The following is a 12,433-nucleotide window of genomic DNA, read 5'->3' as shown; positions in this document are numbered from 1 at the left end:
AGCCCGTGTCGCTGCCCCCCGAGTTCGCCCTCATCGCCCGCCATTTCCGCGGGCTGGCGGGGGAGGGGGCGCTGGACCTCCAGGACGACGCCGCCCTCCTCGCCCCGCCGCCGGGGCGGGAGCTTGTGCTGGCGGCCGATGCCATGGTGGAGGGGGTCCACTACCTGCCGGACGACCCGCCTGAGACGGTGGGGCGCAAGCTGCTGCGGGTGAACCTGTCGGACCTCGCCGCCATGGGGGCGGAGCCGCTCGCCTACCTCATGACCACGGCCCTGCCGCACGGCACCGCGCCGGAATGGCTGGCGGGCTTCGCCGCCGGGCTGGCGGAGGACCAGCGCGAGTTCGGGGTCCATGTGCTGGGGGGCGATACCGTCTCCATCCCTGGCCCGGCCTGCCTCTCCCTCACCATCCTCGGCACCGTGCCGCCCGGCCAGGCGCTGCGGCGGGCCGGGGCACGGGCGGGGGACGACCTCTGGGTCTCCGGCACGATCGGGGACGGGGCGCTGGGGCTGGCGGTGCTGCAGGGGCGGGCCGCCGGCGACCCGGAGGGCCACCTGGCCCGCCGCTACCGCCTGCCGGAGCCTCGCCTCGCGCTCGGGAAGGCCCTCCGGGGCGTCGCGCGGGCGGCGATGGACGTCTCGGACGGGTTGGCGCAGGACCTCGGCCATCTCTGCCGCGCCGGCGGGGTGCGGGCGGTGCTGGAGTTGGCCGCCCTGCCGCTCTCCCCACCTGCCGCCGCCCTCGCGGCCGGGGATCCGGGCCTGCGCGCCCGCCTCGCCGCGGGCGGCGACGATTACGAGCTGCTCTTCGCCGCCGATCCGGCGGATGCGGGGCGTGTGGAGGCCGCCGCCCGCGCCTCGGGCACACCCGTCACGCGCATAGGGCGCTTCACGGATGGTCACGCAAGCGTCACGGTGCTCGGGCCGGAAGGGTGGGCCGTGAGTCTCCCGCGGGAGGGATGGAGCCACTTCTGATGTCAGTGACCATGGCGGGCCAGGCGAGTGACGCGGCGATGCGCCGCAACGTACGGCTTCTCTTCTTCTGCCAGGCGCTGATGAACTCCGCCGTCGTCGGGCAGGCCGCCATGGGCGCGCTGATCGGCTACAGCCTGGTGGAGGACAAGTCCCTCGCCACCCTGCCCATGGCGATCCAGATGGCGGCCACCATGGCGGCCTCCATCCCCGCCGGGCTTGTCTTCGCCCGGCTCGGGCGCAAGCCCGGCTTCGTGCTCGGGGCCATGGGCAGCCTGCTGGGGAGCCTCACCTTCGCCCTCGGGGTCTGGCAGGGCAGCTTCTTGATCTACTGCCTCGGCGCGCTGCCGGCGGGGCTGGGCTTCGGCATCGCCCAGCACTACCGCTTCGCCGCGGCCGAGGTGGCCACCCCCGCCTACCGGCCCCGCGCAATCGCCCTGGTGATGGCGGGCGGCGTGCTGGCCGCGGCGCTGGGGCCGGAGCTGGTGAAGAACAGCAAGGACCTGCTTGCGCCGGCCCTCTTCCTCGGCACCTATCTCATCCTGGCGCTGGCGCCGCTCACCTGCATGGCCCTGCTGCGGATCGTGGAGCTGCCGCCGGCCCCGCCGCGCAGCGCCGGGGCGGCCACGCCGATCCTGGAGATCGTCTCCCGCCCCGCCTTCCTCACCGCGGCCCTGACGGGGGCGGTGGCCTACGGGGTGATGAACCTGCTGATGACCTCCACCCCGCTGGAGATGATGCATTGCGGCTTCGGGGTGACGGAGAGCTCCACCGTCATCCAGTTCCACGCCATCTGCATGTTCGCCCCGGGCTTCTTCACCGGGCGGCTCATCGGGCGGTTCGGGACGCGGCCGGTGATCCTGGCGGGGGTGGTGCTGAACGCGGCCTGCGTGGGGCTGGCGCTGATGGGGAAGGAGTTCTCCCATTTCATCCTGGCGCTGATGGCGCTCGGGCTGGGCTGGAACCTCATGTTCACCGGCGCCACCACCCTGCTGGCGGAGGCGCACAGCCCGGCGGAGCGGGTGCGGGCCCAGATGGCGAACGATTTTATCGTGTTCGGCACGGTGGCCTGCACCGCCTTCGGTTCCGGCCTGCTGCACGCGGCCGGGGGCTGGGGGGTGCTGAACCTGCTGGTGCTGCCGGCGCTGCTCTTCGCCTTGTGGCGAATCGCCCGCCCGGCGCGCCCGGCCTGAGGCCTGGCCGGGGCACCGCTGCGGGATCTGACGCGCTGGCGGACCAGGGCCGGTCCCGCCCGTGCAGCATTAGGGGAGCGATCCGATCGACCCTGCGACCGAGACGCTGGGGCGATCGAGGTAGGCCAGCGCGGGCGGAAGCGTCGCCCTACCGGGCGCCCGACCCCACCCCCGGACCCTCCGGCTGGGTGGGCGCCGGACCGAAGCGGCCAATGTTGCCGAACAGCGCCTGCAGGAGAGAGCGCTCATTGCCGGGGACGGGCGTGGTGCGCTCGGACATGGCGATGTCGCGCATGTCGCGCTCGCCCTTCTGCTCCACGGCCTGGACGATGTCGCGCTCGTTGAAGCGGACGACGACCACGCGCTGGTTGTCGAGGCCGGGGGTGCGGGCGGGGCGGAGGCGGGTGGTGGCGCTGATGTAGTACCACTCGCTCCCGTCGAAGGTGGAGGTGGCGCTCGGCGAGCCGAGGAGCGCCGTGATGTCCGCCTTGCTGGAGACGCCGGGGGTGATGTCCCGCAGCAGTTCGGGATCCGCGCGATTGCCCCGCAGCTCGTCGGGCGAGCCGAAGACGGAGCAGCCGCCGAGCGGCGCCGCGAGGAGCACCGCGAGGGCGAGGGCGGCGCGGCCGGGGCGGCGCCGGGTTGCCTGCGGATTGACGGGAGGGGTCATGGGGGCCATCTCGGGGGTTCGATTGCCACCGCCCCGCGGCCCGGTCAACAGAGTGTCGCGCCGGCCCGGGAATCGGGCCCGGCGCTGCCGGCCCGTTGCCGTCGGTGCGGTGCCGCTGAGACGGAAACGCCAGAGCCATGGCCCCCTTCGGCCTCTTTCGCCGCCGCCCGCATGAGCGGGCCGGCTTCGCCCTCTACACGGCGGCCGTGACGGCGGCCCGCGGACCCGCCCTGTTCGGGGAAGAGGGGGTGCCGGACACGCTGGAGGGGCGCTTCGACCTCGTCGCGCTGCACGCCGCCCTGCTGGTGCGCCGCCTACGCCGGGACCCGGACCCGCGCGGGGCCGCCCTGGCCCAGGCCGTGTTCGACGCGATGTTCGCCGACATGGACCTGAACCTGCGGGAGATGGGGGTGGGCGACATGTCCATCGGCAAGCGCGTGCGAACCATGTGGGAGGCCTTCCACGGCCGCGCCCTGGCCTACGAGGCCGCGCTGGAGACCGGGGACGCCGCGGCGCTGGAGGGTGCCCTGGCCCGCAACGTCTGGGGCGGCGCGGCGCCGGAAGGGGCGGCCGCCCGGCTCGCGGCCCATGCCGCGGCGCTGGATGCCGGGCTGGCCGGGCAGCCCTTCGCCCGCTTCCTGGCGGGCGAGGCGGCTTTCGCGGGGGCCGCGGCATGAAGGTCGAGTTCAGCCGGATGTTCCGCCCCGGCGCCCTCGGGGGGGAGGGGCGGCGGCAGCGCCTGGAGGCGACGCCGGAGGAGAGGGCGGCGCTGGCCGGGCGGATGGGCCTGCTAGAGCTTGATTCTCTCTCGGGCGAGCTGGAGCTGGTGCCGGCCGCCGGCGGCACGGTGCGGGCGCGCGGCACGCTGCGCGCGGCCGTGGTGCAGTCCTGCGTGGTGACGCTGGAGCCGGTGCCCCAGACGATCGAGGAGTCGCTGGACTGGCGGATCCTGCCCCCGGGAAAGGAGCCCTCCGAGGATCTGGACGAGGGGCCGGACGAGATCGAATCCGAGCCGGACGGCACGGTGGACCTAGGCGAGGCGCTGGCGCAGAGCCTGGCCCTCGCCTTGGACCCCTATCCCCGCGCGCCGGACGCCGAGCTGCCCGGTGATGCAAGGGATGCGGCGTCCTCTCCCTTCTCCGCCCTGCGCGGGCTGAAGCCCGGCTAGGTCCCGCGGGGCAACGCAAGCCTTGCTCTGCGGGGTGGCCGGTGCTATGGCGCGCGCCTCCCGATAAACCCGTCCGTTCGCGTGACGTGTCATAACTATAGAAAGGCCCGGCACCGATGGCCGTTCCGAAGCGAAAGACCTCGCCCTCCCGTCGTGGCATGCGTCGCAGCCACGAGGCCCTGGGCCGCGAGGCGCACGCCGAGTGCCCGAACTGCGGCGAGCTGCGCCGCCCGCACAACATCTGCGTCTCCTGCGGCTTCTATGACGGCCGCGAGGTCGTGGCCGCCGGCAAGCCGCTGAAGGCCGCCGTCCGCGCCTGATCAGGCGCGACGTCCTTCCCGTCCTGGCAAGCTGAGGAGCGCGGAATTGGCCGCATCCCGGGCCACCGGACCCGCGGAGCGTTTCGCGCTCGCGGTCGATGCCATGGGGGGCGACCACGCCCCCGATGCCGTGCTCGACGGGCTGGAGCAGGCCGCGGAGCGCCACAAGGGCGCCCGCTTCCTGCTGGTGGGAGATGAGGCGCGGCTGCGCGCCGGCCTCGCCACCCGCCCGCGCGCGGCGGCCATCTGCACGATCCGCCACGCCCCCGATGCCATTCCCGGCGACATGAAGCCCACCGCGGCCCTGCGGCTGCGCGGCGCCTCCATGCGGCTGGCGATCGACGCCGTCTCGGCGGGCGAGGCGGAGGGCGTGGTCTCCGCCGGGAACACCGGCGCGCTGATGGCGCTGGCCAAGATCGTGCTGCGGACCATGCCGGAGATCGACCGGCCGGCGCTCGCCGCGATCGGTCCCTCCGCCCGCGGCGACGTGGTGCTGCTCGACCTCGGCGCCAACATCACCTACGAGGCGCGTAATCTCGTCGAGTTCGCGGTGATGGGCGACGCCTTCGCCCGCGCCGTTCTCGGCCTGACCGACCCCACCATCGGCCTGCTCAACGTCGGCTCCGAGGAGCTGAAGGGCGACGAGCGCATCCGCCAGGCGGCGGAGACGCTGCGCGAGAGCCATATCGGCGCGAACTTCCGCGGCTTCGTGGAGGGGCACGACATCACCGCCGGAACCGTGGACGTGGTGGTGACGGACGGCTTCACGGGCAACGTGGCGCTGAAGACCGGGGAGGGGGCGCTGAAGCTCGTCGGCAGCCTCCTGCGGCAGGTCTTCAACTCCTCCATCCCCGCCCGGCTGGGCTATCTGCTGGCCCGCCCGGCGCTGGACCGGCTGCGGCAGTGGATGGACCCCCGCCGCTACAACGGCGCGGTGCTGATCGGGCTGAACGGCGTGGTGGTGAAGAGCCACGGGGGCACGGACGCGCTCGGCTTCGCCCACGCGGTGGACGTGGCCATGGACATGGTGACGCACGGCTTCAACGAGCGCATCCGGACCGGCGTGGCCCGGCTTGCCGGTGGTGCCCCAGTGGCGGGGCAGAAGCAGGGGGCCGTGGCCGGCTGATGACCCGTTCCGTGATCGCCGGCACGGGCGGTTATCTTCCCGCGCGCGCCGTGACGAATGACGAGCTGGCCGAGGCCTATCGCCTCGACACCTCCGACGAGTGGATCAGCGAGCGGACGGGCATCCGCCGCCGCCACATGGCCGCGCCGGGCGAGACCACGGCCGACATGGCCACGGCCGCCGCGCGCGAGGCCCTGGCCCAGGCCGGCACGGACGCCTCCGAGGTGGACGCGATCATCCTGGCCACCGCGACGCCCGACTCCGCCTTTCCCTCCACCGCCACGCGGGTGCAGGAGAAGCTGGGGATCCACCAAGGCTTCTCCTTCGACATCTCGGCCGCCTGCACCGGCTTCATCTACGCGCTCGGCGTGGCCGATTCGATGATCCGCGCGGGGCAGTGCCGCAGCGCGCTGGTGATCGGGGCCGAGGCTTTCACCCGCATCCTGGACTGGACGGATCGCGGCACCTGCGTGCTGTTTGGCGACGGCGCCGGCGCCGTGCTGCTGCGCGCGGAGGAAGGGGAGGGGGATCGCGGCATCCTTTCCACCCACCTGCACTCCGACGGGCGCCACGGCGACATCCTGCAGGTGGAGGGCGGGCTCGTCCGCATGGCAGGGCGGGAGGTGTTCCGCCACGCCGTGTCAAAGCTCGCCTCCGCCGTGGACGAGGCGCTGCAGGCCAACGGCCTGGCCCAGGCCGACGTGCAGTGGCTGGTGCCGCACCAGGCCAATCGGCGCATCATCGACGCGATGGGCCGCAAGCTCGGCCTGCCGCCGGAGCGCGTGGTGGTCACGGTGGACCGCCATGCCAACACCTCCGCGGCCTCCATTCCCCTCGCGCTCGCCGAGGCGACGCGGGACGGGCGGGTCGCGCGGGGCGACCTCGTGTTGATGGAGGCCATCGGCGGCGGTCTCACCTGGGGCGCCGCGCTCGCGCGCTTCTGACGCGCCCAGCCCCTTCATGCGCTCCGACTCGCTTCGGCAAATCGGCAACACTGCGTGCCGGAAACCACAACTTCTCCCGTGAGTCGATTGACGTAGGGGGGTGGCGGCGGTCCAATCGCTCCAGGCGGGACATTCCCGCAAGGGGGCGAGAGGGGGCATGGCCGCGTGAACACCATCACCCGCGCTCAGCTGGCCGAGGCGATCTACATGCAGGTCGGCCTCTCCAGGAACGAGAGCGCGGCCCTCCTCGAGGACGTGTTGAACCGCATCTCCGCCACGCTGCAGGCGGGAGAGGCGGTGAAGCTCTCGGCCTTCGGAACCTTTGCGGTGCGGCAGAAGGCGCAGCGAATCGGGCGTAACCCCAAGACCGGCGTCGAGGTGCCCATCACCCCGCGCCGCGTCCTCTCCTTCCGCGCCAGTCAGGTGCTGAAGGCCCGGATCAACGGCGAGACGCCGCCCCGGACCGACGACTGAGTGGGCGACCGAGTGGGCGAGGACTGAGCAGGAGCGCGATGAGCGGCATGAGCGTGCTTGGCGACATCACACCGACCCCGCCCGCCGGGATCAGCGAGGGCGGCGAATCCGCCGCGCGCGCGCGCAAGTCCCCCAACGCCTTCCGCACCATCAGCGAGGTGGCGGAGGACCTTCACATCCCGCAGCACGTGCTGCGCTTCTGGGAGACGAAGTTCCCCCAGCTGAAGCCGCTGAAGCGCGGCGGCGGCCGCCGCTACTACCGGCCGGAGGACATCAACCTCCTCCGCCGCATCGGCGACCTGCTCTACACCCAGGGCTACACCATCAAGGGCGTGCAGCGCCTGCTGCGCGAGGGCGGGCTGGAGGCGGTGGAGGCCGCGGGCGAGGCCGGGGAGGGCGCCCTGGCCGATCCGTCCGAGGGCGCGGAGGGGGCCGAGGGGATCGAGTTGCGGGCCTGCCTCGAGGAGTTGGAGGCGATCGCCTCGGCGCTCAAGGCCCTGACGGCTCGCTGAATTCTGCGGCCTGCTGGAAGCGACGGTCCGCGGAAAGCGACGGAAAGCCGCGCCGCCGGGGTTGAGAGCGGTGCGGGCGGGTGCTAGACCCCGCCGCATCGGAGCGTAGCGCAGTCTGGTAGCGCACCAGTCTGGGGGACTGGGGGTCGTGGGTTCGAATCCCGCCGCTCCGACCATTTTTCCCCCGCAAAACCTTCTTTCCTCTTGGCGCTTGCGCGGCCCCTGCCGCCCGTCCATGCTTCCCCCGCAGCCGCGAAGACGGCGCTTTCGGGGAATGGGACGGTCTGGGTGCAGGAATACATCCTGGAAACTGATGGCCTGACGAAGGAGTTCCGCGGTTTCGTCGCGGTCTCGGACGTTTCGCTGCGCATCCGGCGGGGCACGATCCACGGGCTGATCGGCCCGAACGGGGCGGGCAAGACCACCTGCTTCAATCTGTTGACGAAGTTCATGCAGCCCTCCCGTGGGACCATCCGCTACGACGGGCAGGACATCACCCGCACGGCGCCGGCCGAGGTGGCGCGGATGGGACTGGTGCGGTCCTTCCAGATCTCCGCGGTGTTCCCGCATCTGACGGTGCTGGAGAACGTGCGCGTCGCGCTACAGCGCGAGCGGGGCGGCAGCTTCGACTTCTGGCGCAGCGACGCGGTGCTGCGCCGCTACGACGATCGCGCGATGGCGCTGCTCGCCGATGTCGGGCTCACCGCCTATGCCGGCGCGCCCGCGGGCACGCTGCCCTATGGCCGCAAGCGCGCGCTGGAGATCGCGACGACGCTGGCCCTGGAGCCGCGGCTGATGCTGCTGGACGAGCCCACGGCGGGGATGACTCACGAGGACGTGGACCGGATCGTGGCGCTGGTGCGCCGCGTGGCGCAGGGCCGCACCGTGCTGATGGTGGAGCACAACCTGAAGGTCGTAGAGGGCCTCTGCGACGCCATCACCGTGCTGACGCGCGGCAAGGTGCTGGCGGAGGGGCCCTACGCCGAGGTCTCGCGGAACCCCGCCGTCATCGCGGCCTATCTCGGCAGCGATCCCGGTGTGTCAGGCGCGAGCCAGGAGGCGGCCCATGCTTGATGCCGCCATCAAGACCGACACGATGCTGGCGGTGCGCGACCTGCACGCCTGGTACGGCGAGAGCCACGCGCTGCACGGAGTGAGCATTGACATCCGCCCGGGCGAGGTGGTGACGCTGCTCGGCCGCAACGGCGCGGGCAAGACGAGCACGCTGCGCGCGATCATGGGGCTGACCGGGCGCCGAACGGGCTCGATCACCTTTGAGGGGCGCGAGACGATCCGGATGAGTCCGGACGCGATCGGCCGAGCGGGCATCGGCTACTGCCCGGAGGAGCGCGGGATCTTCGCGAGCCTCGACGTGACGGAGAACCTGATGCTCCCGCCGAAGGTGCGGGACGGCGGGCTGGACCTGCCCACCATCTACGCCCTGTTCCCGAACCTGAAGGAGCGGGCGCGCAGCCCCGGCACGAAGCTCTCGGGCGGGGAGCAGCAGATGCTGGCCATCGCGCGCATCCTCCGCACCGGCGCGCCGCTGCTGCTGCTGGACGAGCCGACCGAGGGGCTGGCGCCGGTGATCGTGCAGCAGATCGGCGCCATGATCCGCGAGATCAAGGCGCGCGGCTTCACCGTGCTGCTGGTGGAGCAGAACTTCCGCTTCGCCCAGACGGTGGCGGACCGCCACTACGTCATGGAGCACGGGCGCGTGGTGGACAGCGTCGCCAATCACGAGATGGCCGGGAGCATGGAGCGGCTGCACGCCTATCTCGGCGTCTAGCCACGCCGGCCCCGGCGCAACCACAAGAAAACTGATCAGGAGAGGACCGAGGATGACCATCGACCGCCGCAGCCTTCTGGGTGGCGCCGCCGCCCTGCCGATGCTGGGCGCGCTGCCTTTCAACAGCGCCCGCGCGCAGGCGAACAACACGCTGAAGATCGGCGTGCTGACCGACATGTCCGGCACCTATCGCGACGGCTCCGGCCCCGGTTCCGTGGCCTGCGTGCGCCAGGCCGTGCAGGACAGCGGCGTGACGGGACGCGGCATCAACGTGGAGGTGCTTCAGGGCGACCACCAGAACAAGCCGGACGTCGCCTCCACCATCGCGCGCCAGTGGATCGACCGCGATGGCGTGAACGTCATCATCGACGTCGCCACCTCCTCCTGCGCGCTCGCCGTGAACAGCGTGGTGAAGGAGAAGAACTCCATCATGCTGAATTCCACGGGCGCGACGGCGGACCTGACGGGATCGGCCTGCAACCCGAACACCATCCACTGGACCTACGACACCTGGATGCTCGCCAACTCCACCGGCGGCGCCATGGTGAAGGCGGGCGGGGATAGCTGGTACTTCATCACCGCCGACTACGCCTTCGGCCACGCGCTGGAGCGCGACACGGGCGAGGTGATCAGGAAGAACGGCGGCCGCGTGGTCGGCAACATCCGCCATCCCTTCCCGGGCACCACCGACTTCTCCTCCTTCCTGCTGCAGGCGCAGCAGTCCCGCGCGAAGGTGGTGGGGCTGGCGAATGCGGGCGTGGACACGATCAACTGCGTGAAGCAGGCGGCCGAGTTCGGCCTGACGCGGCGGCAGAAGCTTGCCGTGCTGCTGATGATCGTCAGCGACGTGCACAGCCTCGGCCTGAATACCGCCCAGGGGCTGGTGCTGAGCGAGACCTACTACTGGGACCTGAACGACCGCACCCGCAACCTCGCCAACAAGGTGAAGGGCAGCATGGGCGGCGCGATGCCGAGCATGTGGCAGGCGGGCTGCTACAGCGCGGCGCTGCACTACCTGAAGGCGGCCGCCGACATGGGCGTGGCCGCGGCGCGGGCGAGCGGCGCGGAGACGGTGGTGCGGATGAAGGCCATGCCGACGGATGACGACGCCTTCGGCGCCGGCTCCATCCGGCAGGACGGGCGCAAGATCCACCCCTCCTACCTCTTCGAGGTGAAGACCCCGGGCGAGAGCAAGGGGGCGTGGGACTACTACAAGCTCGTGCGCACCACCCCGACCGAGGAGGCCTGGCGGCCGCTGCGCGACGGCGGCTGCTCCCTCGTCAACACCTGAATCGTAACCTGGGGGTGCCCTGCGCCGGGCACCCCCGCCTCTCACGGGTGACGCGCCTTGCTCGAGGAACTCTTTTTCCAGCTTGAGATGTCGGCGCCGCAGATCGTGCTGGGGCTGGTGAACGGCGCCTTCTACGCGCTGCTCTCGCTGGGTCTGGCCGTGATCTTCGGCATGCTGAACGTCATCAACTTCGCCCATGGCGCGCAGTTCATGATGGGCGCCTTCGTCGCCTGGATGCTGCTGAACTGGGCCGGCATCCCCTACTGGGGGGCGCTGGTCCTCTCGCCGCTGATCGTGGGCGCCTTCGGCGTGGTGCTGGAGCGGGCGATGATCTCGCGCCTCTACAAGCTCGACCACCTCTACGGGCTCCTGCTGACCTTCGGGCTGGCGCTCATCATCGAGGGGCTGTTCCGCAACGGCTTCGGCTCCTCCGGCCTGCCCTACGCGCCGCCGGAGGCGCTCTCGGGCATGCCCGTGGACCTCGGCTTCATGATGCTGCCGAAGTACCGGCTCTGGGTGGTGGTGGCGGCCTTCGTCGTCTGCATCGCGACCTGGCTGGTGATCGAGAAGACCCGCCTCGGCGCCTACCTGCGCGCGGCCACGGAGAACGCGCCCCTGGTGCAGGCCTTCGGGGTGAACGTGCCGCGCATGGTCACCCTCACCTACGCCGCGGGGGTGGCGCTGGCCGCGCTGGCGGGCGTGCTGGCGGCGCCGATCTACTCGGTGAACCCGGGAATGGGGTCCAACTTCATCATCACCGTGTTTGCCGTGGTGGTGATCGGCGGCATGGGGTCCATCCTGGGCTCCGTCATCACCGGCTTCGGCCTCGGCCTCGTCGAGGGGGTGACCAAGGTGGTCTACCCGGAGGCCTCGGCGACCGTGATCTTCGTCATCATGGCGATCGTGCTGCTCGCACGCCCCGCCGGCCTGTTCGGAAGGGCCTGACCCATGGCGTCCGCCACCACCCTCCCGGACGAGGTCTCCCCGGGGGCCGCACAGGGGCTGCCGCCGGCCGCGCCGGGGCTCTTCGGCCTCACCCGCGCGCAGGGGATCGCGCTGCTGGTGATGATCGGGGCGCTGATCGCCTGCCCCTTCTTCCTCTACCCGCAGTTCCTGATGAAGCTGCTGTGCTTCGCCCTCTTCGCTTGCGCCTTCAACCTGCTGATCGGCTATGTCGGGCTGCTCTCCTTCGGCCACGCCGCCTATTTCGGGATGGGCAGCTACATCGCGGCCCATGCGGTGAAGGTCTGGGGCCTGACGCCGGAGCTTTCCATCCTCCTCGGCGGCGCCGTAGGCGCGGTGCTCGGCCTCGTCTTCGGCTGGATCGCCATCCGGCGGGCGGGGATCTACTTCGCCATGATTACCCTGGCGCTGGCCCAGATGGTCTACTTTTTCTGCCTGCAGGCGCCCTTCACCCATGGCGAGGACGGGATCCAGTCCGTCCCGCGCGGGATGCTCTTCGGCGTCATCGACCTGCGGGCGGACATGACCCTCTACTGGTTCGTAGCCGCCCTGTTCCTCGCGGGGTTCCTGCTGGTCCAGCGCGTCATTCGCTCCCCCTTCGGCCAGTTGCTGACCGCCATCCGGGAGAACGAGGCGCGCGCCACCTCGCTGGGCTACCGGGTGGACGACTACAAGCTGGTGGCCTTCGTCCTCTCGGCCGGGATCGCAGGCGTCGCGGGGGGCGCGAAGGCGATCACGGTCGGCATCGCGACGCTCACGGACGTGCACTGGTCCATGTCGGGCGAGGTCGTGCTGATGACCCTGCTCGGCGGCCTCGGCACCCTGTTCGGGCCGGTGGTCGGGGCGGGGATCGTGGTGTCCATGCAGACCTACCTCGCCCCCTTCGGCGCCTGGGTGACGATCATCCAGGGCGTGATCTTCGTCCTCTGCGTCCTCGCCTTCCGGGCTGGCATCGTGGGCGAGCTGGGGCGGCTGCTGCGGGTGAAACTGTAGCCTTCAGGCGGCTTGAAGA

Annotated in this window: 15 protein-coding genes and 1 tRNA gene; 15 read left to right on the top strand and 1 reads right to left on the bottom strand. The window is 71.5% G+C overall.

What is annotated here, in order from left to right:
• Positions 1 to 5: 5 nt before the first annotated feature.
• Both thiL and VQH23_RS22890 read left to right on the top strand, forming a co-directional pair.
• Positions 6 to 974: a thiamine-phosphate kinase gene (thiL, locus tag VQH23_RS22895; RefSeq protein WP_338662975.1), complete on the top strand. Its 969-nt coding sequence runs from the start codon at positions 6 to 8 to the stop codon at positions 972 to 974.
• On the top strand, positions 974 to 2,164 hold the full coding sequence (locus tag VQH23_RS22890) for an MFS transporter (protein ID WP_338662974.1): 1,191 nt from the start codon (positions 974 to 976) through the stop codon (positions 2,162 to 2,164). The genes thiL and VQH23_RS22890 overlap by 1 nt, the downstream gene beginning before the upstream one ends.
• Positions 2,165 to 2,312: 148 nt before the next feature.
• Here VQH23_RS22890 and VQH23_RS22885 read toward each other — a convergent pair whose 3' ends face one another.
• Positions 2,313 to 2,834, bottom strand: a complete 522-nt coding sequence (locus VQH23_RS22885; protein ID WP_338662973.1) for an outer membrane protein assembly factor BamE — start codon at positions 2,832 to 2,834, stop codon at positions 2,313 to 2,315.
• A 137-nt stretch (positions 2,835 to 2,971) separates the two neighbouring features.
• Between VQH23_RS22885 and VQH23_RS22880 the strand changes: the two genes are divergently transcribed.
• From VQH23_RS22880 to VQH23_RS22820, 13 genes are all read left to right on the top strand, one after another.
• Positions 2,972 to 3,511 carry a ubiquinol-cytochrome C chaperone family protein gene (locus tag VQH23_RS22880; RefSeq protein ID WP_338662972.1) on the top strand — a complete coding sequence of 180 codons (540 nt, stop codon included), beginning with the start codon at positions 2,972 to 2,974 and terminating at the stop codon, positions 3,509 to 3,511.
• Complete coding sequence (locus VQH23_RS22875) at positions 3,508 to 4,002, top strand: YceD family protein (RefSeq protein WP_338662971.1); 495 nt, start codon at positions 3,508 to 3,510, stop codon at positions 4,000 to 4,002. The genes VQH23_RS22880 and VQH23_RS22875 overlap by 4 nt, the downstream gene beginning before the upstream one ends.
• 116 nt (positions 4,003 to 4,118) lie before the next feature.
• Entirely contained in the window at positions 4,119 to 4,322 is a 204-nt protein-coding gene (rpmF, locus tag VQH23_RS22870; protein ID WP_209371709.1) for a 50S ribosomal protein L32, read from the top strand.
• Positions 4,323 to 4,425: 103 nt separating this feature from the next.
• A complete protein-coding gene (plsX, locus tag VQH23_RS22865; RefSeq protein WP_408904353.1) occupies positions 4,426 to 5,448 on the top strand; it encodes a phosphate acyltransferase PlsX in 1,023 nt (340 codons plus the stop codon).
• On the top strand, positions 5,448 to 6,392 hold the full coding sequence (locus tag VQH23_RS22860; protein WP_338662969.1) for a beta-ketoacyl-ACP synthase III: 945 nt from the start codon (positions 5,448 to 5,450) through the stop codon (positions 6,390 to 6,392). The genes plsX and VQH23_RS22860 overlap by 1 nt, the downstream gene beginning before the upstream one ends.
• Positions 6,393 to 6,557: 165 nt before the next feature.
• Entirely contained in the window at positions 6,558 to 6,866 is a 309-nt protein-coding gene (locus VQH23_RS22855; RefSeq protein ID WP_338662968.1) for an integration host factor subunit alpha, read from the top strand.
• Between the two features lie 47 nt (positions 6,867 to 6,913).
• Complete coding sequence (locus tag VQH23_RS22850) at positions 6,914 to 7,378, top strand: MerR family transcriptional regulator (protein ID WP_408904246.1); 465 nt, start codon at positions 6,914 to 6,916, stop codon at positions 7,376 to 7,378.
• Positions 7,379 to 7,477: 99 nt separating this feature from the next.
• Positions 7,478 to 7,554: transfer RNA gene (locus tag VQH23_RS22845), tRNA-Pro, on the top strand.
• Between the two features lie 112 nt (positions 7,555 to 7,666).
• Positions 7,667 to 8,452: an ABC transporter ATP-binding protein gene (locus VQH23_RS22840; protein ID WP_338662967.1), complete on the top strand. Its 786-nt coding sequence runs from the start codon at positions 7,667 to 7,669 to the stop codon at positions 8,450 to 8,452.
• Positions 8,445 to 9,167, top strand: coding sequence for an ABC transporter ATP-binding protein (locus tag VQH23_RS22835; protein WP_338662966.1), 723 nt, complete (start codon positions 8,445 to 8,447; stop codon positions 9,165 to 9,167). Before VQH23_RS22840 ends, VQH23_RS22835 begins: the two co-directional genes overlap by 8 nt.
• Positions 9,168 to 9,219: 52 nt before the next feature.
• Positions 9,220 to 10,458, top strand: coding sequence for an ABC transporter substrate-binding protein (locus VQH23_RS22830; protein WP_338662965.1), 1,239 nt, complete (start codon positions 9,220 to 9,222; stop codon positions 10,456 to 10,458).
• A gap of 87 nt (positions 10,459 to 10,545) precedes the next feature.
• Positions 10,546 to 11,403 (top strand): branched-chain amino acid ABC transporter permease, encoded by an 858-nt coding sequence (locus tag VQH23_RS22825; protein ID WP_338662964.1) that lies wholly within the window; start codon positions 10,546 to 10,548, stop codon positions 11,401 to 11,403.
• A 120-nt stretch (positions 11,404 to 11,523) separates the two neighbouring features.
• Positions 11,524 to 12,414 carry a branched-chain amino acid ABC transporter permease gene (locus VQH23_RS22820; protein ID WP_338666147.1) on the top strand — a complete coding sequence of 297 codons (891 nt, stop codon included), beginning with the start codon at positions 11,524 to 11,526 and terminating at the stop codon, positions 12,412 to 12,414.
• Positions 12,415 to 12,433: the final 19 nt, after the last annotated feature.

Source organism: Pararoseomonas sp. SCSIO 73927 (genome assembly GCF_037040815.1).
Taxonomy (GTDB): Bacteria; Pseudomonadota; Alphaproteobacteria; order Acetobacterales; family Acetobacteraceae; genus Roseomonas.
This window is presented reverse-complemented; position numbering and strand designations above follow the sequence as displayed.